Genomic DNA, 25,818 nt, shown 5'->3' with positions numbered 1-25,818 from the left:
CCCCCCCCCCCCTGCCGGCGGGGGGCCCCCCCCCCCCCCGCCCCCCCCCCCGCCCCCCCCCCCCGCCCCCCGCCCCCCGCGCCCCCCCCCCCCCCCAGGGGGGTGTGCCGAAGCGCTTGCATCGAGGATTGGCCTTAGCCGTATCCATGTTCGTTTCGACTTGCTCCCCCGCCTCCGCCGATCCCCTGCCCGCCGGCTTTGTCCGCCTGGCCGATGTCGATCCCTCGATCCGCCAGGACATCCGCTATGCCCGCCTGGAAAATTTCCTGCATCGCAAGGCCGATGGCTACGACGCCCCAGTCTGCATCCTCACGAAGCAAGCTGCGCAAGCGCTGTCCGGAGTGCAGAAAGCGCTCGCCGCCGACGGCCTGACGCTGGTCGTCTTCGACTGCTACCGCCCGGCCCGCGCCGTTGCCGACATGGGCAAATGGACCAGAGAGGGCGGCCCGCCCGATCCGCAATGGTACCCTCAGGTGCAGCGCGGCGACCTCATCGCCAAGAGCTATATCGGCGAATTGTCCACCCATTCGCGCGGCTCGACCGTCGATATCGCCATCGCCCGCAGCGACGGCAAGAACAAGTCATCCGCCGCTTGCGGCGCGGCCGGCGCCGGCACGCTCGATTTCGGCACCAGCTTCGACTGTTTCGACCCGGCAAGCGAAACCGCACATCGCCCATTGGCGGCAGAAGCGGCGGCAAACCGCAAAAGGCTGCTCGACGCCATGCGCGCCGGCGGCTTCAAGAATTATGCGCGAGAGTGGTGGCACTACACGCTTGCCAATGAGCCGTTTCCAAAGCTGCGCTTCGATTTTCCTATCACTGCGGGCTGAACCGCCCGGTGCTACACCGAGCCTTCCCTCGCTCGGCCTTGCTTCTGCGGTGTCAACTCCTAGATAGCGTCAACCGGCCGGATTTGGGTTAGACCAATATGAGGAAAATATTTCCTTCCGAAACCCAATATCGGCGAAAATTTCCTTCGAATAGACAAAAAAGGCAACGTTGAATGCATCTAATTTCTATCAATTCGATAGAGTTCAGCCGTCATCAACGGAGGCGGGAATGACCAAACCTCATTTCAAGAAACTGCTCGGCGCACTGGTCGCCACATCGATCCAGTTCGGCACGCTCGGTTTCGCGTTTGCCGATACGACCATTCTGAACGTGTCCTACGACCCGACACGCGAACTCTACAAGGCCTATGACGAAGCCTTCGTCGCACACTGGAAGGCCGAGACCGGCGAGACGGTCACCATCCAGCAATCGCATGGCGGCTCCGGCGCCCAGGCCCGCGCCGTGATCGACGGCCTCGATGCCGATGTGGTGACGCTGGCGCTCGAAGGCGACATCAACGCCATCGTCACCAAGTCGAAGAAGATCAACCCGGACTGGCGCAAGAAGTTCGAGAACAATTCGGCGCCGTACACCTCGACCATCATCTTCCTGGTCCGCAAGGGCAACCCGAAGGGCATCCACGACTGGAGCGATCTGGTCAAGGACGGCGTCCAGGTGATCACGCCGAACCCCAAGACCTCCGGCGGTGCGCGCTGGAACTACCTTGCCGCCTGGGCCTATGCCAACGCCAATGATGGCGGCGACGAAGCCAAGAACAAGGAATTCGTCGGCAAGCTCTACGCCAATGCTCCGGTGCTCGACACCGGTGCGCGCGGCTCGACGGTCACCTTCGCGCAAAAGGGCATCGGCGACGTGCTGATCGGCTGGGAAAACGACGCCTATCTGGCGCTCAATGAATTCGGAGCCGACAATTTCGAGATCGTCTATCCCCCGACCTCGATCCTGGCCGAGCCGCCGGTGGCGATCGTCGACGCCAATGTCGATGCCAAGGGCACCCGCAAGGTCGCCGAAGCCTATCTCGGCTGGCTCTATTCCAAGGAAGCCCAGACGATCATCGCCAAGAACCACTATCGTCCGGCCAAGCCCGAGCTGGTGGATGCGGCTGACATTCCGAAGACGCCCGAAATCAAGCTGATCTCCATCGACGATCCGCTTTTTGGCGGCTGGAAGAAGGCACAGCCTTATCATTTCGGCGACGGTGGTATATTCGACCAGATCTACAAGCCGGCCCAGTGAGCTAAAATCTAGATCAGGACGACATGACCATAGCACCCGCCAAGGCGGGGTGGCGATTCAGACAGCCGAGTGTCATTCCGGGTTTCGGATTGACGCTCGGCTTCTCGCTTGCCTACCTCACGCTCATCATCCTCATCCCCCTGTCGGGCCTGATCTGGCGCTCGGCAGCCCTCGGCTGGACCGATTTCTGGGCGATCGCCACCGACCGCCGGACCATCAACGCACTCGAAATCAGCTTCGGCACAGCCTTCATCGCAGCCGCCGTCAACGTCATCTTCGGCACGCTCGTCGCCTGGGTGCTGGTGCGCTACCGCTTCCCCGGCCGCCGCGTCGTCGACGCCATGGTCGACCTGCCCTTCGCGCTGCCGACCGCGGTCGCGGGCATTGCGCTGACCACTCTTTATGCGCCCAATGGCTGGATCGGCCATCTCCTGGCGCCGCTCGGCATCAAGGTCGCCTACACGCCGCTCGGCATTGTCGTGGCGCTTGTCTTCATCGGCCTGCCGTTCGTCGTGCGCACCGTGCAGCCGATCATGGAGGAGATCGACAAGGAAGTGGAGGAGGCCGCCGCGACGCTCGGCGCCAACCGCTTCCAGATCATCACCCGCATCCTGTTTCCGGGCCTGGCGCCGGCCATCATCACCGGCTTTTCGCTCGCCTTCGCGCGCGGGGTCGGCGAATACGGCTCGGTCATCTTCATCGCGGGCAACCTGCCCTACAAGTCGGAGATCGCACCGCTTCTGATCGTCATCCGGCTTGAGGAATATAATTATCCGGCGGCGACCGCGATCGCGGCGATCATGCTTTTGCTGTCGTTCGTGATGCTGCTGGTCATCAACCTCGCTCAGTCCTGGAGCCGCAAGCGCTATGGCTGACCCAGAGATCAAATCCTACGAACCGCATCACGAGAGCCGGTCGGCGGCGGTGACCGAAAGCCGGCCGGTGCGGCTGCTGCTGATGGCGGTGGCCTTCGCCTTCCTCGCCGTCTTCCTGCTGCTGCCGCTGATCATCGTCTTCCACGAGGCGCTGGCGAAAGGCATTGGCGCCTACGCGGAATCGCTGTCCAATCCCGATACGCGCTCGGCGATCCGGCTGACGCTGCTGGTGGCGGTGATCGCCGTGCCGCTCAACGTCGTCTTCGGCATTTCGGCTGCCTGGGCGATCGCCAAGTTCGAGTTCAAGGGCAAGGCTTTTCTAACCACGCTGATCGACCTGCCCTTCTCGGTCTCGCCGGTCATTTCCGGCCTGGTCTATGTGCTTTTGTTTGGCGCTCAGGGACTGTTCGGTGAATGGCTGAAGGCGCACGGCATCCAGATCTTGTTCGCCGTGCCCGGCATCGTGCTCGCGACCATCTTCGTCACCTTCCCCTTCGTTGCCCGCGAACTGATCCCGCTGATGCAGGAACAGGGCAACGGCGACGAGGAAGCCGCGCTCTCTCTGGGCGCCAATGGCTGGCAGACCTTCTGGTACGTGACGCTGCCCAACGTCAAATGGGGATTGCTCTACGGCGTGCTTCTGTGCAACGCCCGCTCGATGGGCGAATTCGGCGCGGTCTCGGTCGTGTCGGGCCACATACGCGGGCTGACCAACACCATGCCGTTGCATGTCGAAATCCTCTACAACGAGTACAACGCCGTCGGCGCTTTTGCCGTCGCTTCGCTGCTTGCCGGCCTGGCGCTGGTCACGCTGGTCTTGAAAACACTTCTCGAGATGCGCTACGGCGCCGAGATCGCCGCGACGCGCGGGCACTGACTAAATGCATGTCGCCCAAGACTGGGAACCGGTTTTGGGACAACGACATGCACCAAATTACTGAGGGATCTACATGGAAGTTCGCGTTGCCAACGTACGCAAGGAGTTTGACCGGTTTCCGGCCCTCCATGACGTATCGCTTGACATCAAGTCGGGTGAGCTGATCGCGCTGCTTGGGCCATCCGGCTCCGGCAAGACGACGCTGCTGAGGCTTATCGCCGGCCTGGAGCGGCCGACGCGCGGAAAGATCTTCTTCGGCGACGAGGACGCCTCGCACCGCTCGATCCAGGAGCGCAATGTCGGCTTCGTCTTCCAGCACTATGCGCTCTTCCGGCACATGACGGTCGCCGACAATATCGGCTTCGGCCTCAAGGTGCGGCATGGACCGTCGCGACCACCGGCGGCCGAAATCCGCCGACGCGCCTCCGAACTGCTCGATCTCGTTCAGCTTTCCGGCCTGGAAAAGCGCTATCCGGCGCAACTTTCCGGTGGCCAGCGCCAGCGCGTGGCGCTCGCCCGGGCCATGGCCATCGAGCCCAAGGTGCTGTTGCTCGACGAGCCGTTCGGCGCGCTCGATGCGCAGGTGCGCCGGGAACTCCGCCGCTGGCTGCGCGAGATCCATGACCGTACCGGCCACACCACCGTCTTCGTCACCCACGACCAGGAAGAGGCGCTCGAGCTTGCCGACCGCGTCGTGGTGATGAGCCAGGGCCGCATCGAGCAGGTCGGCTCCGCCGACGAGATCTACGACACGCCGAACTCGCCCTTCGTCTACTCCTTCATCGGCGAATCGAGCATGCTGCCGGTCAAGGTTGAGAATGGCGAGATCTGGCTCGCCGACCGTCCGATCGGCGTGTCGGCGCCGCACGCACCCGAGGGCGATGCGACGCTGTATTTCCGCCCGCACGATATCGAACTGCTCGACGGCTGCAGCGGCTGCATCGCCGGCACGGTCGCCGCCAGCCGCCGCGTCGCCGGCACAAGACGCGTCGAACTGGAAATCGGCGGCGAGCGCCAGCGCGTCGAGATCGAACTGCCTGTGGACCATCCTGCGGCGCAGAAGAGCCGGGTGGCGTTCAGGCCGAGGCGCTGGAAGCTTTTCCCGGCGGCATAGACATCGATCCGGCGCTACTCCAGCCAGTTCTCGACCGTCAGGCCCTTGATCCGACGGAACTCAGCGGTGTTGGCCGTCACCAGTGTCGTCCCCAACACACAGGCATGGGCAGCAATGAAAAGATCATTGTGGCCGATTGGCTGGCCTCTGGCCTCCAGCTCGGCACGAAGTGCTCCGTATTCGTTATCCATCGGCACATCGAGCGGCAACACAGGAACCTCGGCGAGCAATTCCTCCACCTTGGCGAGCAGCTTGGCCGATCTCTTGCGGGCGCAGCCATAACGCAGCTCCGAGGCGACAACGATGCTGGTGCACAGGGCACCGTCTCCCGCGCGAACCGCCGCACTGGCAGCCTTGCCGGCAGGGTTTCGGATCATGTCGCTGAGAATGTTGGTGTCCAGCATGAACCGCATCAAAAGATATCCTCAGGCCCCACGGGCGCATCATGGATCTCGGGAAAGTCGTCTTCAGGACCAAGCGGCGGCTCTTTCGCCCATTGGGTGAGCAAGGCGGTGAGGCCTGGTTGACGGACCGGCTCGATGAGCAGCCGGTCGCCATCGCGGCTGATCAGGACCTTCTCGCCAGGCAGCTCGAATTCGACAGGGATGCGAACCGCCTGACTGCGGTTGTTGCGAAACAACTTCGCCTCCCTGGGCGGTGGTATTGAGTGACGGTGCTGCGGCATGGCAGCCTCCCCTGTCTGTTCCACTTGTATATGCCATTTGTATATGCCACTCGGCCTCGCATTGCAAACCACAGAAAACCCCAACGCATCGGCATTTCGGCTGGAATGAAATTTCGCCGATAACCTGCTTCAGCGATTTCTTTTTCGCTGCAACGCCATACGTCTGCCCCGTGTGCCTCGCAGTACACCCTCCGGCCCGGCTATGTTCTGGCGACGCATTGCACATCGGAGCCTGTTTTCATGAAGCGTTTTTTGCTCAGCGTAGCCGCCGCCGGCCTGATCCTCGCCTCTTCGCAGGCTTGGTCGGCCGACAAATTGCTCAACGCTTCCTATGATGTCGGCCGCGAATTGTTCGCCCAGGTGAACAAGGCTTTCGTCGCCGGCCATCCGGGCGTCACCGTCGACCAGTCGCACGCCGGCACCTCGGCGCAGGCGCGCGCCATTGCCGAAGGCCTCGGCGCCGATGTCATCACCTTCAACCAGGTCACCGACATCGACTTTCTGGTCAAGAAAGGCCTCGTCTCCGCCGACTGGCAGAAGGATTTCCCCGACAACGCCTCGCCCTTCTATTCGCTCCCATCCTTTCTCGTCCGCGCGGGCAACCCCAAGCACATCAAGGACTGGGACGACCTCGTGCGCGACGACGTGCAGGTGATCTTCCCCAACCCCAAGACCTCGGGCAATGCGCGCTACACCTATCTGGCCGCAACCGCCTACGCCAAGGAAGCCTTCAAGGGCGACGACGCCAAGGTGAAGGAGTTCGTCACCAAGCTGTTCAACAACGTGCCGATCTTCGACACCGGCGGGCGCGCCGCCACCACCACCTTCGTGCAACGCGAGATCGGCGACGTGCTGATCACCTTCGAGTCGGAAACGCGCGGCATCCGCAAGGAGTATGGCAACGACAAGTTCGAACAGGTCACGCCAACGGTCAGCCTGCTCGCCGAATTCCCGGTGGCGATCGTCGACAAGGTCGCCGACGAGCACGGCAGCCGTGACCTCGCCAAGACCTATCTCGATTTCCTCTACACGCCCGAGGGCCAGACCATCGCGGCTGAAAATGGCCTGCGCGCCCGCAACGCTGAAGTCGCGGCAAAATACAAGGCCGACTTCCCCGATGTCCGCCTGCTGACTGTGGAAGACGTCTTCGGCGGCTGGGACAAGGTACAGAAGGAGCACTTCGCCGCCGGCGGTCTGCTCGACCAGACCTATGGCAGCCGCTGATATCAGCAGCGTTCGACCTCACCTCACAAGAAAGCCGGCGCTTTGCCGCCTTTTTCGTTTTCGCGCGCCGACAAACGGCTTCAGGGGGAATCTGTCGCGATCGGTGAAAACGTTACAAAGAATCAACGCCTTTGTGCCCAACGTGCAATCGGGCGGCTTGTTCTACGCGAAACCGGGTTGTTCAGGCGAAACGTCATGATTTGCACACAAACAACCGCCAGATGCGGGTGGTTGGGGTTTTCATGAACTGAAGCGGGCATGCTTACCAAAAAAGGCAAATACGGCCTCAAGGCCCTCGTGCATCTTTCCGGCCTGCCGGTCGGCCAGCTTGCATTCGTCAACGACATCGCGATCGCCAACAACATCCCGAAGAAATTCCTGGATGCCATTCTGGGCGAGCTGCGCAATGCCGGTTTCGTCCTCAGTCGCAAGGGCAAGGAAGGCGGTTATCGCCTCGCCCGGCCGGCTTCCGAAATCAAGATCGGCCACGTCGTGCGCGTGCTGGACGGCCCGCTCGCTCCCATACCCTGCGCCAGCCGCACGCAATACCAGCGCTGCGAGGATTGCGACGAGGCGACCTGCCAGGTCCGGCACATGATGCTGGAAGTGCGCCAGGCGATCGCCGAAGTGCTGGACAATCGCAGCCTCGCCGCCATGCGCGACGCCGACAATGATGATTTTCCGGTCGAGCTGACGTCGCAGATCTAAATTCGAGCATGATCCCGAAAAGTGGGAACCGGTTCGGACAAGATCATGCTCAAATGAGAGTCCTCAGACCAGGCCGAGCTTGCCGGCCAGGCCGACGCGCTGGATCTTGCCTGTGGGACCCTTGGGTATCTCCTGGAGAAACAGGATGTGGCGCGGCACCTTGAACTCGATGATCCGGCTGCGCGCGAAATCACGAATCTGCTCGGCATCGGCGATGGCGCCCTCGGCCAGCACGATGGCCGCACCCACCTCTTCGCCGAGCATGGCGTGCGGCACGGCGAAGGTCACCGCCTGCGCCACCAGCGGATGATCGAGCAGCACATTGTCGACCTCGAGCGGCGAGATCTTTTCGCCGCCGCGATTGATGATCTCCTTCAGCCGCCCGGTGATCTTCAGATCGCCATCCTCGTCGATGAGGCCCTGGTCGCCGGTGCGGAACCAGCCATCGCTGAAGGCAGCTTCATTGGCCACCGGATTGTCGAGATAGCCATCATGGATGTTGGCGCCGCGCACCGCGATCTCGCCCTTTTCACCCGCCGGCAGGATCGTCCCCTTGTCGTCCAGGATCGTCACCTGCGGACCCGCAGGCAGGCCGACCGAGCCTGGCTTGCGGCGTGCCGGCGGCAGGCCGTTGGATGTCATCTGGTGCGCCGCCTCGGTCATGCCATAGGCCTCGACCACCGGACAGCCGAAGACGCGCTCGAGGTCGCGGAACACGGTGTCGGGAAGCGCTGCCGAAGACGAGCGGATGAAGCGCAGCCGCGCAGCCGCGATGGTTTCGCCATTGCGGGCGGCGCGCGCCAGGATCGCCTGATGCATGGTCGGCACCGCGCTGTACCAGCTCGGCCGGAAATCGCCCAGCCAGCCGTAGAATTTGAGCGGGTTGAAGCCCGGCGTGCAGACAACAGCGCCGCCGACTGCCAGCTGTGCGCTGAGCGCCGCCATCAGCCCGTGAATGTGGAACAGCGGCATCACGTTGAGACACATATCGTTTGCCGACAGCGCCAGGGTGCTGGCGATGTTGGCCATCGATGCCTGCAGATTGCGCTGCCGCAAGCCGACGATCTTCGGTCGCGCCGTGGTTCCCGATGTGTGCAGGACAAGCGCGAAATCGTCGGGTCCGTTGAACTGCATATCGTCGAGGCGAGCCTCGCTGGCAGCCTCCACCTCGGCGTCGCCCGCCAGCAGAAACTCGCCGGCCTTGGCGCCGTCAGTCACGACGACGTCGAGCACGGCAATGCCGAGCCCCTTTGCGGCGTTGCGCGCGGCATCGCCCATGCCTTGTCCGCACAGCAGCAGCTTCACATCGAGATCGCCGAGATAGAAGCGGAATTCGTCTTCGCCGTAAGCCGGATTGAGCGGCGCCGCCGTCGCCAACGCCGAGACCGCCAGGAAACAGGCCGCCATTTCCGGGCCGTTGGGCAAGACGATGCCGACGGCCGTGCCGCGGGCAACGCCACGCCTGGCGAGATCGCCGCAGAGCTTGTCGACAAGATTGGCGAGGCCGGCAAAGCTCAGGGACGGCCGGTCCGGCGCCATCAGCGCCACCGCAGCCGGCCGCCAGGGCGCCAGTTGGGGAAGTGCTACCGATAGGGCCTGTTTCAAGTTCGAACCCTGAATGGCGTTCACCATGGCCTTGCCGGCGCCGATTGCGCGCCCGTGGCAGACGCAGTAAAGCGATTTCCGGACGCACGCAAGAACAGGTGGACACCGATCGGATGAGGCTGCCGTGGTTGGGAAAATCCCGGAAAGCCGACCGGACACCATCTTCCGCCGTCATTTATCATACGGAAATCATCGCCGACATCCTGGTGCCCGAACGCGCCGAGCATGTCCGCTTCTTCAGCCGCAAGCAGGTCCGCGCCGGCAAGTTGCGCACCTTCAACAACAGGGATTTCCGCGAGCTGCTGCTGGCCGCCTTCTATCTCGGGGTCGCGGCATTGCTGCCGGTCAATTGGTGGGCCGCGATCTGCAGCCGCATATCGGGGCTGCGCCTCAAGCGCCATATCCGCAAGGATTTCGTGCGCTACGCCGCCGCGACGCGCGCCGTGCTCGGCAATGGCATCGATGCGCAAAGGCAGTTCAGGGCCTTGCTCTGCGCCAACCACCGCCGGCGTTTGCTGCTTGCCGCGCATCTCATCGGCCGCCGCTGGTCACCTGATATCCGGCTGGAGGGCCTGGAAGGCCTGCAAGCGGCGCTGAAGCGCGGCCACGGCGCTATCATCTGGTGCGATCAGTTCACGGCACAGACCATCATCGGCAAACGCGCTCTCCATGAGGCCGGTATCGAGACACACCAGCTCAGCGTCAGGGCTCACGGCATATCCGATTCGACCTTCGGCTTGCGCTTCCTGAACCCGCCGATGGTTCGGGTCGAGAACCGTTTCCTGAAAAGCCGGATCGTGTTCGACCGCAGCGACGCCTACCAGGTCACCGGCCGGATCCAGAAGATCCTTGGCAGCAACGGCGTCGTATTGGTGACCAACACCGTGCATGCCGGCTCGACATTCACCGAAGTCGGCCTTGGCGAGAGCGGCTGGACTCACCTCGCCTCGGCGCCAACGAATTTCGCTGCCAGAGGCAAGGCGGCGCTGTTTTCCATGTCGACCTTCGAGACCGATCCGTTCCGCCAATACCGCGCCGTCCTAAGTCCCGAACTGGTGCCGGCCCCGGCAGAGGCCGGCGAGCGCGCGGCCAGAGCCGGCGCCAAGAACATGGCGCTGCAGGCCGAGTACATATTGCTCAAGCGCGACCGCTTGCTGGAGGCGCTGAAACTCTATCCCGAGCAAATGATGGTCTGGTCCGGCGCCGACCGGTTCACCGAACGGCCGGAAACCGCCTTGCCCGACGAGGGTGGTTCATGATTTTGCGCCGGCCAGCAGGCTGGCAACGGCGGTGACGATCTCAGCCACTGGAAGTGTGGCGTCGGCCGTCAGCGCCCGCTCGTCGGCGCCAGGCGGCTCAAGGATGGCGAACTGGCTTTCGACCAGGCTTGCCGGCATGAAATGGCCCTTGCGGTTGGCGACACGCTGCTTGGCGGTTGCGGGATCGATCTTCAGATAGATGAAATCGATATCCCGGCGGAAGCCACGCAGACGATCGCGGTAGCTGCGCTTCAGCGCCGAGCAGGCGGCAACCACGCTTTGGCCGCTGCCGGTCAGGTCGGCGATCCGCTCGCCGATGGCATCGAGCCAGCCCTCACGCAGTTGATCTGTGAGCGGCTCGCCGCTCGCCATGCGGGCGACGTTTTCGGGTGGGTGCAGCCTGTCGCCTTCGACAAAGACGGTCCCCTCCTCTGCTGCCATTGCTTTGCCGACAGCCGATTTTCCGCAGCCGGCGACGCCCATCACCACAATGGCCCGAGGCACTGAGCCGGTAGCGCCCATTGGCGCCTTTGCGGTCTTTTCGTCCACGGTCAGCGGCTTGCCGGCGCGCGGCCGTAGAGCAGGAGCATGGCAACGATGACCAGGCCATAGACGATCTGCCGCCCCGCCTCCGGCATCTGCATGACCGAAAGGATGGACTGCAGGAGCGTGATCAGGATGACACCGGCGACGGTGCCGAGATAGGAGCCGCGGCCACCCAGGATCGAGGTGCCGCCCAGAACCACGGCGGCGATCGACGGCAGGAGATAGGCATCGCCCATCGATTGCGCCGCCTTGGAGGCATAGCCGGCGAGAAGCACTCCGCCAAAGGCGGACAGCCCGCCTGAGATAGCGAAGGCGATCATCACCACGCGCCTTGTATCGATGCCGGAGAGATAGGCGGCACGCTCGCGGTTGCCGATGCCGTAGACGGTGCGGCCGAAGCTGGTGCGGGACAGCACGAACACCATCGCAGCGCCAATCAGCGCCCAGATGATAACGGCGTTAGGCACGCCAGGAATGGTAAAACCTGTCGCAAGATAGCGCATGGCGCCGGTGGCCGAATCCTGTGGCGAGTAGCCGCCGGTATAAACGACCATGAGCCCTTGAGCGACAGCGTTGGTGGCGAGCGTGATGATCATCGAGGGTATGCGCAGATAGGCGACGCCAAAGCCGTTGACGATGCCGATCAGCACCCCGCAAAAGATGCCGAACGGGATGGCCAGCGCCACACCGATCGGGCCATAGGCGGCAGCCGCACACGCCATCATCGCGCCCGCCGCCACCGCCCACGGCACCGACAGGTCGATTTGGCCTAGCAGGATGACCAGCATCATGCCTGTGGCGATGACGCCGAGGAACGAGGCCACCTTGAGCTGCTGCAAGAGATATTCAGGCGACAGAAAGCTCCTGGAATAGAGGCTGCCTAGGAACAGCAACAGCACGATGCAGGCGAAGGCCGTCAGCACCGCCGGATCGGCGCGGCGGATGAATTTCTGCACGCGGCCGGCGATACCGCCCAATGTCGTTTCGCTCACAGGAACCACTCCAGCCGGTTGCGGACCCGAAACAGCGCAAACGCGCCAAGGCTGACCGCGACCAGCAGGATCACGCCCTGGAACAGCGGCTGCCATAGCGGGTCGAAATCGAACACGAACAACAGGTCACCGATGGTGCGGAAGGCCAGCGCGCCGAAGATGGCGCCGATGGCGCTGCCTTTCCCGCCGAACAGCGAGACGCCGCCCAGCACCACGGCGGCAATCGAAAACAGCGTATAGGCGTTGCCGCTGGCATAGGCTGCATCGCCGGTATAGGTGAAGAAGGTCAGGAACAGTCCGCCGATCGCGGCCAACAGGCCTGCGAGCGCGTAGGCAGCGAACTTGCCGCGCCTTATCGGCACACCGGACATGTAGGCCGCCGTCTCCGAGGAGCCGGCCGCATAGGCCGCGCGCCCGAGCACCGAGCGGCTGAACGGCACCCAGACGATTAGCACCACGGCGAGCAGCGCGATAAGACTGGCCGGCACCACGCCGAACAGGCGCCCGGTCAGCGCGTCGGCGAGACCTTCGTTGACCGAACCGCCGGGAAACGGCCTCAGCAGCAGCGCGATGCCGAAATAGACCGCACCCGTGGCGATCGTGGCGACGATCGGCTGCAGGCGGCCGTAGATGACGATGGCGCCGTTGATCGCTCCGCAAAGGAGCCCGGTGCCGAGCACGGCGATGACGCCGAAAGCGGTCTCGAGGCCGGTGCCGATGACCAGCCAGGAGGCGAGGCAATTGGTCAGCGTGAAGATCATGCCGACGGAGAGGTCGATGCCGGCGGTGATCACGACCAGTGTCTGCGCCATGGCGACGAAGGCGAGCAGCACGCCCTTGTTGGACGCCGTCTGCACGACATTGGCGGTGAAGCCCGCCGGATGGTTCGAGGTGTAGATGACGAACATGACAATGAATATGCCGAGTGCCATCAGTGTTCCGCGCTGCTCGGCCAGCCAGTAGCGCCACTCTTTCACGCGTCCGCTCCCTGTCTTGCGCCGGCATCGTCTCTCGCGCCGCCGTCATCGCCCTGGATGTTGAGCGCGCTTGCAATGAGCGCCCGCTCGGTGATCTCGGCCCCGACCAGCTCGCGCTTGACCGCGCCGTCATAGAGCACCAGCACGCGGTCGCAGCAGCCGATCAGTTCGTCATAGTCGGTCGAATAGAACAGGATCGCCGCCCCCGCATCCGCCAGCTTGCGCATCAGTTGATAGAGTTCCTGCTTGGTGCCGACATCGATGCCGCGCGTCGGATCGTTGAGCAGGATGATACGCGGCTGTCGCATCAGCCATTTGGCGATGACCACCTTCTGCTGGTTGCCCCCCGACAGCGCACCGACCGGAATGTCGAGGCCGGCCGTCTTGATCGCCAGCAGCCCGACCATGTCGTCGATCAGCCGCTGTTCGGCGGCGCGGTCGATGATGCCGGCCTTGGACAGCCGGTCTAGGGCGGCAAAGGACAGGTTCTCGCGCACCGTCATCGGCAGCATCAGGCCTTCGGTCTTGCGGTCCTCCGGGATCAGCGCCATGCCGATGCGGTCGTCGCGCGCCGCTTGGGGGCTGGCGATCGAAACAGGCTTGCCGTCGATAAGGATCTGGCCGCCGAGGCCGCGCAGCACACCGAAAAAGGCAAGCAGCAATTCGCGCTGGCCCTGGCCGTCCAGGCCGCCAAGGCCGACGACCTCGCCTGCCCCGACCGTCAGCGAGACATTGTCCAGCCGGTCCGTCCAGGACAGCTTGCGCGCCTCCAGCACGGGAACGGCGGCGGCTGCGGCGCGCGCGGGTTTCGGCGGGAAAATATGGCTGTATTCGCGCCCGATCATCAGTTCGACGACTTCGTTGTCGCTCTTTGTGCCTGCCTTGTAGCTGGCGACATTGCGGCCGTTGCGAAACACCGTGCAGTGGTCGGCAAGCTCGGCGATCTCGTTCATGCGGTGCGAAATGTAAAGCAGCGCCAGCCCTTCCGAGCGCAATCGCTTGAGCACGCTGAATATCCTGGCGACGTCCGTCGCGGTCAGGGCCGAGGTCGCCTCGTCGAGGATCAGGATGCGCGGCTTCCTGGCCAATGCCTTGGCAATCTCGACCATCTGTCTTCTTGAAAGCGGAAGATCCTTGACCAGCGCCAATGGATGGATATCGGCCGCACCTGCGCGTGCCAGCGCATCCTCGGCAATGCGGCGCTGCGCCTTGCGGTCGATCATGCCGAAACGCTTCGGCGGATCGGAGATGACGATGTTGTCGGCAACGCTGAGTTCGGGAACCAGCGACAGCTCCTGGAAGATGCAGACGATGCCGGACTTGTTTGCAGCAGCAGGCGAAGCGAACGTCACCTCGCTGCCGTTCAGCATCATGCGGCCTTCGTCGGGCGCGACGACGCCCGCCATGACCTTGATCAGCGTCGATTTGCCGGCGCCGTTTTCGCCGAGAATGGCGTGGATGCTACCGGACGCGACCGAAAGCTCGGCCTTTTCCAGCGCCCGCACACCACCATAGCGCTTGGATATGCCTTCCATCCGGAAGAGCGGAACCGCACCGTCCATCGGCCCTCCCGAGGCAGTTTGACTTCAAGGGATATCGAGTGGCCGGCGCCGCGGAGATCCCGCGGCGCCGGATATGCCGCCTATTGGTCAGCCCTATTGGTCAGCTTTGGTCTGGCCCATGATTTCCTGCGCGGTGAAATTGATGCCGCAGGTCGGGAAGGAATTGCCGACGAAGAAATTGTCGGACTGGTCGGGGAAGAAATCCTGACCGGCCTTGAAGTTCGGATCCTCGACGATCGCCAGTGGCAGTTTCACCGCCTGCGGCACGACGTTGCCTTCGAGCGCGGCAATCGCCGTCTTGATGGCGACCGCGACCTGCGCCGGACCGGTGCCAGCCGATGAGCATTTCAGCCCGTCACCGGCATGTGCCGCGCAGAACTTGCGGAAACCGTTCTCGGTCTCGCCGCCGAACGGCACGAAAGCATGCTTGGCATCGATCATCGCCTGCACGATTCCGGTGTCGCCGCCTTGCCCGGTGATACCGTCGAACGGACCGTTGGTGGCAATGGCGTCGGCCGTGGCCTTCTGTGCCACGCCGTCGTCCCATTTGCCGACCACCTCGGTGACGTCCCATTTCTTGCCGGAGGCATCGAGCGCTTCATGGATGCCGTTGTGACGGTCGGTGTCGACGGAAGTCCCGGCAACGCCGCGCACTTCGAGCACCTTGCCGCCATTCGGCACATGGCCGACCAGCCATTTGCCCCACAATTCGCCAAGGCCCTTCTGGTCGACATTGACGTTGATGGCGTCCTTGGTATCGAGAATATTGTCGAAGGCGACGAGGATGACGCCAGCTTCCTTGGCGCGCTTGATGACCGGCCCGAAAGCGGTCGGGTTCTGGGCGTTGACGACGATCGCGTCATAGCCGGAATCGATGAAGTTGTTGATCGCCGAAATCTGAGCCGGCACGTCCTCGCCGGTCGAGACGACCTTGAATTCCTTCAGTTTCGCGGCGACCTCCGGCTGGGCCGCATAGGCCTTGGCGGTCTGCACCATCTGGATGCGCCAGGTGTTGGCGATATAGCCATTGGCGAGCGCGATGCGGTACGGGCCGTCTTTCTTGGGGAACTTGAAGAACTGCGTATCAGCCGCCCAGGGCGCAAAGCAATCCGGCTCAGCCGACGGTCCCTTGACGACTTCTGGGTCGGCCATGGCCGACGAACTCAGCATGACGAATGCAGTGGCGGCAACGATGCCACCAACAAGTGACTTGATCATCGATATTCCTCCCAGTTGTAGTTTTGTTTGCTGCTGCTTGTTTATTTGATGCTGTTTGTCGTGGTGTGGTTTCCACGCCTGCCGAAGGCCCTCCAGCCTGGCCGGCGCCACGTCTCAAGGGCCCGAAGCCGGCCCGATCCCCTCCCCCTCGCCGCTTCACAGGCGAGAAACGAAACTAGCATATTATACATAATAAACAAGCATGAGCTGTTGCTTATGTATAATAAACAGGGGCGGCCTTTCATCAAAACGTCTGCCCGACGAAAATGGTAGCGCTACCATGACGTTGTGTAAAGCACCATTTGCTGAGGCAGCCAAAGCGTGTTCAGCGTGCGGTGCTCTCGCGGGGCTTGAGTTCGAAACCGAGATCGACGACCCGCTGCTCAGGCCTTCGTCCTGCGATCGCCGCCAGCGCCATGGCGACAGACCGACGGCCGATTTCATAGCGAGGGGTGCGGATACTGGTGAGCGGCGGGAACGCCGCCTGCATCATTTCGAGGTCGTTGAAGCCGACAATGCCGATTGTTTTCGGCACGTTGAGCGCGGCGCTATGGCATTCGAACAAAACGCCGAGCGCGATGTCGTCATTGTTGCAGAAGACGCCGTCGAGCGCCGGCATCTTGGCCAGCGCATCGCGAAGCAGCTCGCGGCCGAGCGTCACGCTGGACAGTAGCGGCGTGGTGGTGACCAGCCGGGGGTCGAACAGGCCGGCCTTCTCCATTGCCGCGCGATAGCCGGCAAGCCGCCGCTGCGAGCGCGGGTCCATGCGTGCGCCGATGAAGCCGATCCGCCGGTAGCCGGCCTCGATCAGATGCTCGGTCGCGGTGCGGCCGCCGTCAAAATGCGAGAAGCCGACCAGCATGTCGACCGGATCGGACCCGGTCTCCATCACCTGCACCACCGGGCAGCCCGCGCTCTCCAGCAGCTTTCGCGAGGTCGGCGTCTGGTCGATGCCGGCCACGATCAGCGCCGCCGGGCGCTGCGGTGCGAACACCTGCAGCAGGCGCTCCTCCTCGAGGCCGGAATAATGGGTGTTGCCGAGCTGGACGCGGAACGGGCCGTCCGACAGGCTGTCATAGATGCCGCGCACCACTTCGGCGAAGACGTTGTTGGTCAGCGACGGCACCAGCACGCCGAACACATCGGCGCGCGCCGAGGCCAGCGCCCGTGCATTGGGATCCGGGACATAACCGAGTTCGTCGACGGCGGCCTGGATCTGGCGCCGCAGATCCTGGCTGACGCGTTGCGGTTCGCGCAGCGCCCGCGACACGGTGATGGCGCCGACGCCGGCCTTGCGCGCCACATCTGATAGGGTCGGGCGGCCGCCCCCACGACGCGAGCGCGGCTTGGTCATGGACATCCTCCACGTGCCAGGCCCCGGCCGCTGCGCCCTTGCGAAACCATGTTCAGCTTTTCCACTGCCACCATGCCAACCGGCTGCTGCCGCACCCACTCGCCTGCTGGCGTCGCGCAGCCAATCGCCCTTGTCAAGCAACAGGGCAATCCTGCCTTCCTAAGCCATCAGGGCAGCACTGCGTTTTGCTTTCCACAGCAGCAGCCCGATGGCCACTATGTTCAGCAAGTTCCACGCGATCCCGTTGAGGAACGCGGCGGCGTAGGAGCCGGTCAGGTCGTAGATCCAGCCCGACATCCAGCCACCGATCGCCATGCCGAAGATGGTCGCCATCATGACGATGCCGATACGCTGGCCGGCCTCCCTGGCGGGCAGGTATTCGCGCACGATGATGGCATAGCAAGGCACGATGCCGCCTTGCGACAGGCCGAACACCAGCGACACGACATAGAGCGAGGCAAGCCCGTCGAACGGGATGTAAAACAAAAGCGACAGGCATTGCAGCACGGAACCGATAAGCAGGGTTTTCACGCCGCCGATGCGGTCGGCGACAAAGCCGGAGGCGAGCCGGCTGACGACGCCCGCCGCCATCATGATCGACAGCATGTCGGCGCCATGCGCAATGCCGTAGCCAAGATCCATGCAATAGGCCACGATGTGCACCTGCGGCATCGACATCGCCACGCAGCAGCCGAGACCGGCAACGATCAGCAGCACCTGTAACGCCGCCGGAGACAGCGAAATCGACTGCACTGTCCGGCTTCCGGGTGAACCGGCGGCAGCCGCCGCCGGAGCAGCGCGCCGCAGCAACAGCACCAGCGGCACCATGGTGACCAGGCAGAAGACACCGATGCCGGCATAGGTGAAGCGCCAGCCTTCCGCCTTGATCAGTGTCGGCATGATGGTTGGCCAGAGCGCTCCGGCGAGATAGTTGCCAGCCGCCGCAGCTGTGACGGCGACGCCGCGCCGACGGTTGAACCAGTGCGAGATGTCGGCGATCAGCGGCCCGAAGATCACCGATGTGCCGACACCAATCAGCACGCCCTGGGCAAGGGTGAATTGCAGGATAGAGGTCGACAGCGCGGCGAGCAGCAGGCCGGCGGCGAGAGCCACCGAGGATAGCAGTGCCGGGATCCAATACCCCATGCGATCGACCGCGCGGCCAACGAGCACATTGCCGGCGGCGAAGCCGACCATGGTTGCGGTGTAGGGCATCGATGCCGCGGCGCGGTCAACGCCGAACTCGGCCTGCACGGCCGGCAGCACGACGACGACGGCCCACATGCCGACCGCACCGATCGTCGCCAGCAGCATGGAGATGGCAAGCCGCATCCAGGCGTAGCTGCTGTCGATGCCGGGGCTATCCGCCTGATTGGCGACGATCGGGGTCAAGGCGTTTCCTGTCTACGGTCCTGGGAAGTCGACCGTTGTGTCGCCACTATCGGCGCTTTCACCGCGACGGGCAGCGCCACAGGGCCATGATCCGTGGCTCCAGCGGCCCGGCGACTTTCTCGGGAACCGGCGGCGGCCTGCCCGAGTTTTTGCGACAGGAAGGAGTTTGTCATGACCGCGAAAAAGAAATGGTCGGCCGAGGTGACCGAGCACAGCGATGCGATGGACCTTGAGGACCACATCTTCGAAGCCGACGACGCCAGGAAGATCGCGGCCTCGCTCAAGCGCTCGGCCGAGCACAGCGACCGCCGCAAGGCCGAGCCGTTTCAGTCGGCCATGTCGATGCTGAATTTCTACATCAACCGCGCCGGCAAGAACCTGCCGCAGGCGCGCCGGAAAGTGCTCGAGGACGCCAAGGACGAACTGCGCGCGGCCTTCGGAAGGCCGCAGCAGGATTAATGCATGTCGCTCAAAAGTGGCGCCGGTTTTGAGACAACGACATGCATAAATAAAGACCTAAGCGCGTCGACTTAGTCCGTTCAAACGGGACGCGCTTTAGCGCTCCCGATTGGTTCTGCCAAATTTACCTCAACTGGACCTAGTGACAGGTCCTCTTTCCCCTCAGTTTGCCGGCCTCGGCTTTGTGGTTCCCCGAGCCTTTGAAGTAGCGGCATGACGGTCAAGATCGGCATCAATCCCATCACCTGGAGCAATGACGATGTTCCCGCACTCGGCGGCGATACGCCGCTCGCGACATGCCTGTCGGAAACCAGGCAGGCCGGCTATCGCGGCACCGAACTCGGCGGCAAATTCCCCAGGCGAATCGACGAGCTCGGACCGATCCTGTCTTCTTACGGACTGGAGCTCGTCTCCGGCTGGTATGACGGCCGCATCCTGGACCGCACGGTCGACGAGGAATTCGCCGCCATCACCCCGCATCTGACCCTGCTGCGCGACCTCGGGGCCAAGGTCGTGGTCTATGCCGACACATCGCGCGGCCGTCATGACGGCATTTTCGCACCGATCTCGCAGCGGCCACGCCTCGCTGACGGCGAATGGACCGCCTATGGCGAGAAGCTGACCGAACTCGCCGACCGCATGGCTGCCTTCGGCGTCGGCATGGCTTTCCATCATCATATGGGCACCATCGTCGAGAGCGATGACGAGGTCGACAGGCTGATGGCCGCAACCGGCAAGAGCGTCGGCCTGCTGTTCGATACCGGCCATTGTCTGTTCTCAGGCGGCGACCCGGCCTCGCTCCTGAACCGGCATCTCGACCGCATCGTGCATTTTCATTGCAAGGACGTCCGCGCGGCCGTGCTGGAAAAGGCACGGCGGCAGGACATGAGTTTCATGGCAGCGGTGATGGAAGGGGTTTTCACTGTACCCGGCGACGGTTCCGTCGATTTCCTGTCGCTGTTGAAGCCGCTGGCCGAGCGCGGCTTCGAAGGCTGGATCGTCGTTGAGGCCGAGCAGGATCCGGCCAAGGCACACCCCTTGACCTATGCCACGAAAGGTTACGCTTCGCTGCTCAAAACGGCCTGCGCGGCCGGGTTCGACGTAGCAATACGAGACATGGCCTAACCACCGCCGGGGGGCTGGTGGTTGGGCCGGTTGGGCGCGCGCCTCGGTAGGGGTAGCGACGCGAAAGCGCCCGGCGATCCGCGCCGCCGCCCTCCCTTGGCGGCGCGGATCGCACAGTTCTTGGCATCGAAATTTTTGCCCCCCGAGTTGCCGGCCCGGCGTTTCCAGCTTGAGGCTGGCGACGAGGCATGCCTTGATGCAGATGGAGGAGCGACATGGCATTCGAGGCGGCACTCGGCATGGAACGGCTTTGCACCATCCGTGAGATCGCCGAGAAGGCGGAACTCGGCGCGGCAACCGTTCACCGCGCGCTGAAGAACAGCCGCGAGGTTCATCCCGAAACCAGACGGCTGGTGCTGGAGACTGTCTGCCTGCTTAACGAAGAGAAGATCGCCCGCGCCGCCAGGTTGGTCGGAGACTAGCTTGGCCGACCATATGCGCCTTTCCCTCGACATCATGTCGGTCGACCGCGGCTCGGACGAACCGATGCACCGGCAGATCTACGGCGCCTTGCGGCGCTTCATCCTCGACGGCCAGATCCAGCAGAACACGCTGCTTCCTTCGACACGCTCGCTGGCCGAGGATCTCAAGGTCGGCCGCAACACGGTGATCGCCGCCTACGACCAGCTGCTCGCCGAAGGGTTTATAGAGGCGCGCGCCGGGTCCGGCACCTGGGTGGCGCCGATCCAGCAGAAACGCCCGCCGGCCGCGCTGCGCGCCGGCCTCGCCGCCCCGCAAAAACTCTCGCGGCGCGGTCAGACCATCGTCAACGGCCCGCAGCCGCCACGCAATGCCGGCGTCATCAACTTCCATCCGGGCGTGCCGGAATCGGCATCCTTTCCCTTCACCATCTGGTCGAGCCTTCTGGTGCGCAATGCGCGCAGCCGCGATGAGAATTTGCTCGGCTATATCTCCTTTGCCGGCCATCCCGGCCTGCGCCAGGCCATCGCCTCGACCATAAGCCTGTCGCGCGGCATCAATTGCACCGCCGACCAGGTCATCATCGTCACCGGCGCGCAGGCAGCACTCGACCTCGCTTCGCGCGTGCTGATGGACGAAGGCGACCATGTCTGGATGGAGGAGCCCGGCTATCTCGGCGCCAAGAGCGCCTTTCTCGCCAGCGGCGCGCAGCTTGCGCCCTTGAAGGTCGATCGCCTTGGATGGCATCTCGCAGACCCAGAGCTGCCGCCGCCGCGCCTGATCTATGTGACGCCATCCTGCCAGTGGCCGTTCGGCACCATCATGCGCATCGAGGAACGGCTGCAGCTGCTCGACATCGCCGAGCGCCACGGCGCCTGGATCGTCGAGGATGATTATGACGGCGAGTACCGGTACCGTGGCCGGCCGGTACCGGCGCTGCGCGGCCTCGATCACGCCGACCGGGTCGTCTATATCGGCTCCTTCGGCAAGACGCTGATCCCGGCGCTCCGCATCGGCTATCTCATCGTGCCGCGCGAACTGTCGGTCCCCTTCGACCGCGCCGTCTCGATCACCGGCCAGTTCGCGCCGCTGATCCTGCAGGCGACGGTCAACGACTTCATCACGCAAGGCTATTTCGCCACGCATCTGAAGCGTATGCGCCGGCTCTATGCGCGCCGGCAGGCCAATTTCGTAAAACTGTGCCAGGAGCATCTGGCCGAATGGCTGACTGTGACCGAGAACGATTCCGGCATGCAGCTGCTGGCCAGTTTTATCCGACCCTACAAGGACAGCGACGTCGTCGCCGCTGCCGTCAAGGAGGGCCTCGACGTGCAGGGCATCTCGATCAACTACCATTCGAGCGAGCCGGAACACGGCCTGCTGCTCGGCTATGCCGCGATGGACGAACGCCAGATCCTGCGCGCAGTGCTGGCGCTGCGCGCCGCCTTTATGCGACTGGACCGGCAATAAGCCGGTCCAACGCGGCTCTTCAATTCACGCTGTCGAATTTCTGCAGGTCCACCGGTGCTGCCTTGCGCACCTCGACATCGTCCAGCGAGGCATTCTCCAGCGCCACACGGGCCGCCGCATCGATGTTATGGATCATGTCGTCGATGTCGGCGTCGCCATGCGCCGGATTCATCGCGATCATCACCGTGCGGTTGAGGATGTCGAGAGAACCCTTGCCGAGGTCGTCGGCATAGGTCAGCCGCAGGCCCTTGTTTTCCGGCAGCGTGTACGGATTGAGCGCCGGATGATGCGCGCCCTCATGCATCAGCACCTGGTCCCACTGGGTGAAATTGTGGCGGCCGGTCTTGCCGGCAATGACGCTCGGAATGGTCTTCGAAAAAGTCTGCGCCGCCTGTTCGCTGGGCAGCAGATACATTACCTGTGCCGCGCAATCGTCGTCGGGGCTGTTCATCGGCGACGGCGTCAGGCCGAGATTGCCGAGATGGCGCGTGCCGGCCAGCACCTTCTTCTTCTCCGCCCGCATCGCCTCGATGATGCCGTCCAGACGGTCGAGCTGGACATTGAGCATTGCACCCATCAGTTCCGAGGCGCGCGCCCCGATGCCGGCGAACGGCTTGATGCTGTCGCTGCGGCCCTGCCAGTAGAAGTGGCAGGGGTCGATGGCGCAGCGCGCGCGCTCGGCCACTTTCGGATCGCTGGTGGCGATGCCGCCGCCCTCGCCCGACGTGATGTTCTTGAAGTAGTTGAAGGAGTAGGCGCCGGCATGGCCGATGGAGCCGAGCTTCTTGCCCTCATAGCCGCCGCCAATGCCCTGGCAGACATCTTCCAGCACGAGCAGACCGCGTTTTTTAGCGATATCCATGATCGCGTTCATGTTGCAGGCCGCACCCCACATATGCACCGGGATGACCGCCTTGGTGCGCGGGCCGATGGCGTCGCGCAGAGCGGCCGGGTCAATGGTCAGGCTCTCGTCGATGTCGACAATGACCGGAATGGCGCCGACCGACAGCACTGCCGTTGCGGTCGCCATATAGGTGTGCGCCGGCACCAGCACCTCATCGCCCGGGCCGATGCCGAGGCCGATCAGGCCGGCGGCGAGCCCATAGGTGCCGCTGGCGGCCAGCGCAAAATGCTCGACGCCGAGATGCCTGGCATAGCGGGCCTCGAAGCGGTTGCACTCGCTGTTCTCGCCATAGCGAAACAGCGCACCCGAGCGGATCACCCTGGCAATGGCTTCGATCTCTTCTTCGCCGGCAGTGTACATGGCAAGTCTCCACATCGCTGATGGTATGAAAGCAGTACGCCTGCGGCCGCTGTTTGAAAGAACCACTCCGCTGCGATCTGACCAAGCCATCCCGGTTGCTTGATGGCCGGGTTTGACGCCGAATGTGGGCATATCGAATGAAATCGACATTCCAGAATGCAGGCCCGCGGAAAAATCGTACCCATCCGAATTCGTCGAAGTGGCCCTGTCGGAAAGCCGGCATTGGGCGTTCCATCGCGTCCAGTTGGGCAAACGGTCGGTTCCATGCAGCACGGGACACACTTTGGAAGACCCTCGAAACCGGCGTGCCGGCAAGATGGTGGCCGGCAAGATGGTGGCCGGCAAGACGGTGGCCGTCCATGACGCGACAGCTCGTCCTGCATGAAGACGATGTCGGCATGTGCCATGGCGCCAACAGCGCCTTCCTCGAACTGACCGCACACGGCGCCTGCAGCTCCGGCGCCGTGATGGTGCCGTGCCCATGGTTCCCTGAGATGGCCGAAGCGGCAGCCGCCGATCCCCGGCTCGATCTCGGCGTCCACCTGACGCTGAACAGCGAAAAGCAGCACTACAAATGGCGGCCGCTGACGTCGCCGTCGCGCGCGGCCGGCCTGACGGACGAGTTCGGCTATTTCTGGCCCGATGTAGCGACCACCCGCCGCAAGGCAGCACCGCAAGCGGTGGAATCCGAGCTTCGCGCGCAGATCGACACCGCCTACCGCGCCGGCATCGACGTCACTCATCTTGACGCCCATATGGGGGCAGCGCTGTCGCCGGAGTTTTGCGACGTCTACATCAAGCTCGGCCTGGAATATCGGCTGCCGGTGCTGTTGACCAAAACGCTGTCGGCCTATTCGCCCAACGACAATCTGGTCGGCGTCACCGAAGCGGCGTTCCAGCGCGGCGTCACTGGAGCCCGCGCCAAAGGCTTTGTCATCTTCGACGCCGCCATTCAGACGACCTGGGGCCGTCCACGCTCCAAGCCGATAGAGCCAGCCTACAAGGCATTGGTCGAAGGGGTCCGTGAAGGCCTGACCTTCTTTTGCCTGCACTTCAACGCGCCGGGCGAGCTCGAACTGATCGAGCCGCGCTCCGCCTATATCCGCACCGAGGAATATGAACTCTTCCGCGACCAGGCTTTTCGCGACTGGCTCGGCGCGCAGGACATCGACATCATCGGCATGAAGCCGTTGCGCGAGGAACTGCGTGCACGGCTCGGGGCATCGACACCGGCAAAGGCCCGCAAAGCGGCCACCCGGTCAGCGCCGTAAGCCGATCCGTCGGCCAACAGCGCAAAGAGGGATTTGGAACTGCAACGACAATGGGAGAATGACATGAAGACTGTTCTGAAACTGGCGCTCGGCGCGCTTGTCTCGATGAGTATGCTGGCGGGCGTCGTGCAGGCCGCGGGCCTGAAGGACCCGAAGGATGTCCGCATCACCTTCGTGGTGCATGGCTCGGCCTCCGATCCCTACTGGTCGGTGGTCAAGCGCGGCGTCGACGATGCGGCGGCGCTCACGGGCGCCAAGGTCGAATATTATGCGCCGCAAGTGTTCGACGTGGTCGAACAGGCCCGCCTGCTCGACGCGGCCATCGCCACCAATCCAGACGGCATCGCCGTCTCCATTGCCGACGCCAATGCGCTTGGTAAATCGGTCAAGGCCGGACTTGCCGCCAACATTCCGATGGTCGTGCTGGATTCCGGCGAGAAGGAAGGCGCCGAACTCGGCACCTCTCTCTATGTCGGCACAGTCTCCGAATATGATTCCGGCAAGAAGGCCGGCGAGCGGCTGGCCAAGGAAGGCACGCTCAAGGTCGTCTGCATCAACCACGAGGTCGGCAATGTCAGCCTCGACCAGCGCTGCCAGGGGTTGAATGACGGGCTCAAGCCGTCAGGCGGCGGCACCGAGGTGCTTACCGTGTCGCCCGATCCGGCCGACATCCAGCGCCGCACCGAGGCCTATCTGTCGGCGCATCCCGACACCCAGGCCGTCTTCGCGCTCGGCGCCACCGCCGCCAATCCGCTGATCCCGTTCTTCCGGCAGAAGGAATTGTTCGGCAAGATCAAGCTCTACACCTTCGACATCAGCCCCGAAGTCCTGGATTCCGTCGTCGCCGGCGAAATGGGCTTCGGCATGGACGCCCAGCAATATCTGATGGGATACCTGCCGGTGATCTATCTGGTCGAGCATGCCACACATGGCTTCTGGCCGCAGAACAACGCCTACACCGGCCCGCTGTTCATCGACTCGCCCGACAAGGCCAAGGCGATCCTGGCGCTCGCCAAGGACGGCATCCGCTAAGGCAAGACCAAAACGGATCGGGGAGCCGCCATGCGCTCCCCGTCTCTGGTCGAGATTGCGAAGTGAGCGATTGGGGAGCCTAATGGCTGTTGTGGAAGACAAGGCGATACCTCCAGAAGCGCCGGCCCCCGGGGTACTGGGCAAGGACCGTTTCGGCATGATGTCGAAACGGGCGGCCCGGGCAGACCAGCGGCCGGCCCACCACCCCCCGCAGACACAAAGGCAGCGCCCGCCCCCACCCCGTGCCCCCCCCCGCCGCCGCCGCCCCCAAATCAACACGGGGGGTTGTAAACAAAAGACC

Annotated in this window: 25 protein-coding genes; 14 read left to right on the top strand and 11 right to left on the bottom strand. The window is 63.7% G+C overall.

Features of this window, described 5'->3' with window-relative positions; translation table 11 throughout:
• Positions 1 to 146 precede the first annotated feature (146 nt).
• From NKI06_RS27935 to NKI06_RS27915, 5 genes are all read left to right on the top strand, one after another.
• The gene (locus tag NKI06_RS27935; protein WP_352987733.1) at positions 147 to 830 is read left to right on the top strand and encodes a M15 family metallopeptidase; all 684 of its coding nucleotides are present in this window, start codon (positions 147 to 149) and stop codon (positions 828 to 830) included.
• Between the two features lie 229 nt (positions 831 to 1,059).
• Positions 1,060 to 2,088 carry a sulfate ABC transporter substrate-binding protein gene (locus NKI06_RS27930; protein ID WP_023673082.1) on the top strand — a complete coding sequence of 343 codons (1,029 nt, stop codon included), beginning with the start codon at positions 1,060 to 1,062 and terminating at the stop codon, positions 2,086 to 2,088.
• A gap of 23 nt (positions 2,089 to 2,111) precedes the next feature.
• Positions 2,112 to 2,963 (top strand): sulfate ABC transporter permease subunit CysT, encoded by an 852-nt coding sequence (gene cysT / locus NKI06_RS27925; RefSeq protein ID WP_352987732.1) that lies wholly within the window; start codon positions 2,112 to 2,114, stop codon positions 2,961 to 2,963.
• On the top strand, positions 2,956 to 3,840 hold the full coding sequence (gene cysW, locus NKI06_RS27920; protein WP_023682211.1) for a sulfate ABC transporter permease subunit CysW: 885 nt from the start codon (positions 2,956 to 2,958) through the stop codon (positions 3,838 to 3,840). Before cysT ends, cysW begins: the two co-directional genes overlap by 8 nt.
• A gap of 73 nt (positions 3,841 to 3,913) precedes the next feature.
• Positions 3,914 to 4,954 (top strand): sulfate/molybdate ABC transporter ATP-binding protein, encoded by a 1,041-nt coding sequence (locus NKI06_RS27915; RefSeq protein WP_023673079.1) that lies wholly within the window; start codon positions 3,914 to 3,916, stop codon positions 4,952 to 4,954.
• A 14-nt stretch (positions 4,955 to 4,968) separates the two neighbouring features.
• Here NKI06_RS27915 and NKI06_RS27910 read toward each other — a convergent pair whose 3' ends face one another.
• Positions 4,969 to 5,367, bottom strand: a complete 399-nt coding sequence (locus NKI06_RS27910) for a type II toxin-antitoxin system VapC family toxin (RefSeq protein ID WP_023673078.1) — start codon at positions 5,365 to 5,367, stop codon at positions 4,969 to 4,971.
• Positions 5,367 to 5,639 carry an antitoxin gene (locus NKI06_RS27905; RefSeq protein ID WP_352987731.1) on the bottom strand — a complete coding sequence of 91 codons (273 nt, stop codon included), beginning with the start codon at positions 5,637 to 5,639 and terminating at the stop codon, positions 5,367 to 5,369. Before NKI06_RS27905 ends, NKI06_RS27910 begins: the two co-directional genes overlap by 1 nt.
• A gap of 240 nt (positions 5,640 to 5,879) precedes the next feature.
• Between NKI06_RS27905 and NKI06_RS27900 the strand changes: the two genes are divergently transcribed.
• Both NKI06_RS27900 and NKI06_RS27895 read left to right on the top strand, forming a co-directional pair.
• On the top strand, positions 5,880 to 6,863 hold the full coding sequence (locus NKI06_RS27900) for a sulfate ABC transporter substrate-binding protein (RefSeq protein WP_023673076.1): 984 nt from the start codon (positions 5,880 to 5,882) through the stop codon (positions 6,861 to 6,863).
• Positions 6,864 to 7,121: 258 nt separating this feature from the next.
• The gene (locus NKI06_RS27895; protein ID WP_023673075.1) at positions 7,122 to 7,571 is read left to right on the top strand and encodes an RrF2 family transcriptional regulator; all 450 of its coding nucleotides are present in this window, start codon (positions 7,122 to 7,124) and stop codon (positions 7,569 to 7,571) included.
• A 63-nt stretch (positions 7,572 to 7,634) separates the two neighbouring features.
• On the opposite strand, the gene NKI06_RS27890 is transcribed toward NKI06_RS27895, so the two are convergent.
• Entirely contained in the window at positions 7,635 to 9,203 is a 1,569-nt protein-coding gene (locus tag NKI06_RS27890) for an acyl--CoA ligase (protein WP_352653014.1), read from the bottom strand.
• A gap of 86 nt (positions 9,204 to 9,289) precedes the next feature.
• Between NKI06_RS27890 and NKI06_RS27885 the strand changes: the two genes are divergently transcribed.
• The gene (locus tag NKI06_RS27885) at positions 9,290 to 10,435 is read left to right on the top strand and encodes a hypothetical protein (RefSeq protein WP_352518725.1); all 1,146 of its coding nucleotides are present in this window, start codon (positions 9,290 to 9,292) and stop codon (positions 10,433 to 10,435) included.
• Here NKI06_RS27885 and NKI06_RS27880 read toward each other — a convergent pair.
• The 7 genes from NKI06_RS27880 to NKI06_RS27850 form a co-directional block, all read right to left on the bottom strand.
• Positions 10,430 to 10,984, bottom strand: a complete 555-nt coding sequence (locus NKI06_RS27880; RefSeq protein WP_352653016.1) for a gluconokinase — start codon at positions 10,982 to 10,984, stop codon at positions 10,430 to 10,432. The genes NKI06_RS27885 and NKI06_RS27880 overlap by 6 nt on opposite strands.
• A 2-nt stretch (positions 10,985 to 10,986) precedes the next feature.
• Positions 10,987 to 11,973: an ABC transporter permease gene (locus tag NKI06_RS27875; protein WP_352987730.1), complete on the bottom strand. Its 987-nt coding sequence runs from the start codon at positions 11,971 to 11,973 to the stop codon at positions 10,987 to 10,989.
• Positions 11,970 to 12,950: an ABC transporter permease gene (locus NKI06_RS27870; RefSeq protein WP_352513505.1), complete on the bottom strand. Its 981-nt coding sequence runs from the start codon at positions 12,948 to 12,950 to the stop codon at positions 11,970 to 11,972. Before NKI06_RS27870 ends, NKI06_RS27875 begins: the two co-directional genes overlap by 4 nt.
• The gene (locus NKI06_RS27865) at positions 12,947 to 14,512 is read right to left on the bottom strand and encodes a sugar ABC transporter ATP-binding protein (protein WP_352653017.1); all 1,566 of its coding nucleotides are present in this window, start codon (positions 14,510 to 14,512) and stop codon (positions 12,947 to 12,949) included. The genes NKI06_RS27870 and NKI06_RS27865 overlap by 4 nt, the downstream gene beginning before the upstream one ends.
• Before the next feature lie 93 nt (positions 14,513 to 14,605).
• Positions 14,606 to 15,730: a sugar ABC transporter substrate-binding protein gene (locus NKI06_RS27860; RefSeq protein WP_023682221.1), complete on the bottom strand. Its 1,125-nt coding sequence runs from the start codon at positions 15,728 to 15,730 to the stop codon at positions 14,606 to 14,608.
• A gap of 325 nt (positions 15,731 to 16,055) precedes the next feature.
• Positions 16,056 to 17,084 (bottom strand): HTH-type transcriptional regulator GntR, encoded by a 1,029-nt coding sequence (gene gntR / locus NKI06_RS27855; protein WP_352653018.1) that lies wholly within the window; start codon positions 17,082 to 17,084, stop codon positions 16,056 to 16,058.
• A 159-nt stretch (positions 17,085 to 17,243) separates the two neighbouring features.
• Complete coding sequence (locus NKI06_RS27850; RefSeq protein ID WP_050588883.1) at positions 17,244 to 18,416, bottom strand: MFS transporter; 1,173 nt, start codon at positions 18,414 to 18,416, stop codon at positions 17,244 to 17,246.
• 231 nt (positions 18,417 to 18,647) lie between these two features.
• On the opposite strand from NKI06_RS27850, the gene NKI06_RS27845 reads away from it, so the two are divergent.
• From NKI06_RS27845 to mocR, 4 genes are all read left to right on the top strand, one after another.
• Positions 18,648 to 18,935 (top strand): DUF3175 domain-containing protein, encoded by a 288-nt coding sequence (locus NKI06_RS27845; RefSeq protein ID WP_023673065.1) that lies wholly within the window; start codon positions 18,648 to 18,650, stop codon positions 18,933 to 18,935.
• Between the two features lie 213 nt (positions 18,936 to 19,148).
• The gene (gene iolE, locus NKI06_RS27840) at positions 19,149 to 20,060 is read left to right on the top strand and encodes a myo-inosose-2 dehydratase (RefSeq protein WP_352987729.1); all 912 of its coding nucleotides are present in this window, start codon (positions 19,149 to 19,151) and stop codon (positions 20,058 to 20,060) included.
• Between the two features lie 215 nt (positions 20,061 to 20,275).
• The gene (locus NKI06_RS27835; RefSeq protein ID WP_023682225.1) at positions 20,276 to 20,482 is read left to right on the top strand and encodes a LacI family DNA-binding transcriptional regulator; all 207 of its coding nucleotides are present in this window, start codon (positions 20,276 to 20,278) and stop codon (positions 20,480 to 20,482) included.
• Position 20,483: 1 nt separating this feature from the next.
• On the top strand, positions 20,484 to 21,950 hold the full coding sequence (gene mocR / locus NKI06_RS27830) for a rhizopine catabolism transcriptional regulator MocR (protein WP_023673062.1): 1,467 nt from the start codon (positions 20,484 to 20,486) through the stop codon (positions 21,948 to 21,950).
• A gap of 19 nt (positions 21,951 to 21,969) precedes the next feature.
• Here mocR and NKI06_RS27825 read toward each other — a convergent pair whose 3' ends face one another.
• A complete protein-coding gene (locus NKI06_RS27825) occupies positions 21,970 to 23,214 on the bottom strand; it encodes a DegT/DnrJ/EryC1/StrS family aminotransferase (RefSeq protein WP_023673061.1) in 1,245 nt (414 codons plus the stop codon).
• Positions 23,215 to 23,573: 359 nt separating this feature from the next.
• Here NKI06_RS27825 and NKI06_RS27820 point away from each other — a divergent pair, with 359 nt between their 5' ends.
• Positions 23,574 to 24,485, top strand: a complete 912-nt coding sequence (locus NKI06_RS27820; RefSeq protein WP_352987728.1) for a polysaccharide deacetylase family protein — start codon at positions 23,574 to 23,576, stop codon at positions 24,483 to 24,485.
• Between the two features lie 63 nt (positions 24,486 to 24,548).
• The gene (locus NKI06_RS27815) at positions 24,549 to 25,517 is read left to right on the top strand and encodes a rhizopine catabolism ABC transporter substrate-binding protein (RefSeq protein WP_023687959.1); all 969 of its coding nucleotides are present in this window, start codon (positions 24,549 to 24,551) and stop codon (positions 25,515 to 25,517) included.
• Positions 25,518 to 25,818: the final 301 nt, after the last annotated feature.

The organism is Mesorhizobium sp. M0772, assembly GCF_040320135.1.
Lineage (GTDB): Bacteria > Pseudomonadota > Alphaproteobacteria > Rhizobiales > Rhizobiaceae > Mesorhizobium.
The sequence above is the reverse complement of the archived record's forward strand: the minus strand, read 5'-3'. Positions and strand labels throughout refer to the sequence as shown.

Excerpts from the sequence above, each read along its gene's own strand:
- NKI06_RS27935 (WP_352987733.1), top strand. The coding sequence starts at position 147 with ATGTTCGTTTCGACTTGCTCCCCCGCCTCCGCCGATCCCCTGCCCGCC.
- NKI06_RS27930 (WP_023673082.1), top strand. The coding sequence starts at position 1,060 with ATGACCAAACCTCATTTCAAGAAACTGCTCGGCGCACTGGTCGCCACA.
- cysT (WP_352987732.1), top strand. The coding sequence starts at position 2,112 with ATGACCATAGCACCCGCCAAGGCGGGGTGGCGATTCAGACAGCCGAGT.
- cysW (WP_023682211.1), top strand. The coding sequence starts at position 2,956 with ATGGCTGACCCAGAGATCAAATCCTACGAACCGCATCACGAGAGCCGG.
- NKI06_RS27915 (WP_023673079.1), top strand. The coding sequence starts at position 3,914 with ATGGAAGTTCGCGTTGCCAACGTACGCAAGGAGTTTGACCGGTTTCCG.
- NKI06_RS27910 (WP_023673078.1), bottom strand. The coding sequence starts at position 5,367 with ATGCGGTTCATGCTGGACACCAACATTCTCAGCGACATGATCCGAAAC.
- NKI06_RS27905 (WP_352987731.1), bottom strand. The coding sequence starts at position 5,639 with ATGCCGCAGCACCGTCACTCAATACCACCGCCCAGGGAGGCGAAGTTG.
- NKI06_RS27900 (WP_023673076.1), top strand. The coding sequence starts at position 5,880 with ATGAAGCGTTTTTTGCTCAGCGTAGCCGCCGCCGGCCTGATCCTCGCC.
- NKI06_RS27895 (WP_023673075.1), top strand. The coding sequence starts at position 7,122 with ATGCTTACCAAAAAAGGCAAATACGGCCTCAAGGCCCTCGTGCATCTT.
- NKI06_RS27890 (WP_352653014.1), bottom strand. The coding sequence starts at position 9,203 with ATGGTGAACGCCATTCAGGGTTCGAACTTGAAACAGGCCCTATCGGTA.
- NKI06_RS27885 (WP_352518725.1), top strand. The coding sequence starts at position 9,290 with ATGAGGCTGCCGTGGTTGGGAAAATCCCGGAAAGCCGACCGGACACCA.
- NKI06_RS27865 (WP_352653017.1), bottom strand. The coding sequence starts at position 14,512 with ATGGACGGTGCGGTTCCGCTCTTCCGGATGGAAGGCATATCCAAGCGC.
- NKI06_RS27860 (WP_023682221.1), bottom strand. The coding sequence starts at position 15,730 with ATGATCAAGTCACTTGTTGGTGGCATCGTTGCCGCCACTGCATTCGTC.
- gntR (WP_352653018.1), bottom strand. The coding sequence starts at position 17,084 with ATGACCAAGCCGCGCTCGCGTCGTGGGGGCGGCCGCCCGACCCTATCA.
- NKI06_RS27850 (WP_050588883.1), bottom strand. The coding sequence starts at position 18,416 with ATGCGGCTTGCCATCTCCATGCTGCTGGCGACGATCGGTGCGGTCGGC.
- NKI06_RS27845 (WP_023673065.1), top strand. The coding sequence starts at position 18,648 with ATGACCGCGAAAAAGAAATGGTCGGCCGAGGTGACCGAGCACAGCGAT.
- iolE (WP_352987729.1), top strand. The coding sequence starts at position 19,149 with ATGACGGTCAAGATCGGCATCAATCCCATCACCTGGAGCAATGACGAT.
- NKI06_RS27835 (WP_023682225.1), top strand. The coding sequence starts at position 20,276 with ATGGCATTCGAGGCGGCACTCGGCATGGAACGGCTTTGCACCATCCGT.
- NKI06_RS27825 (WP_023673061.1), bottom strand. The coding sequence starts at position 23,214 with ATGTACACTGCCGGCGAAGAAGAGATCGAAGCCATTGCCAGGGTGATC.
- NKI06_RS27820 (WP_352987728.1), top strand. The coding sequence starts at position 23,574 with ATGACGCGACAGCTCGTCCTGCATGAAGACGATGTCGGCATGTGCCAT.
- NKI06_RS27815 (WP_023687959.1), top strand. The coding sequence starts at position 24,549 with ATGAAGACTGTTCTGAAACTGGCGCTCGGCGCGCTTGTCTCGATGAGT.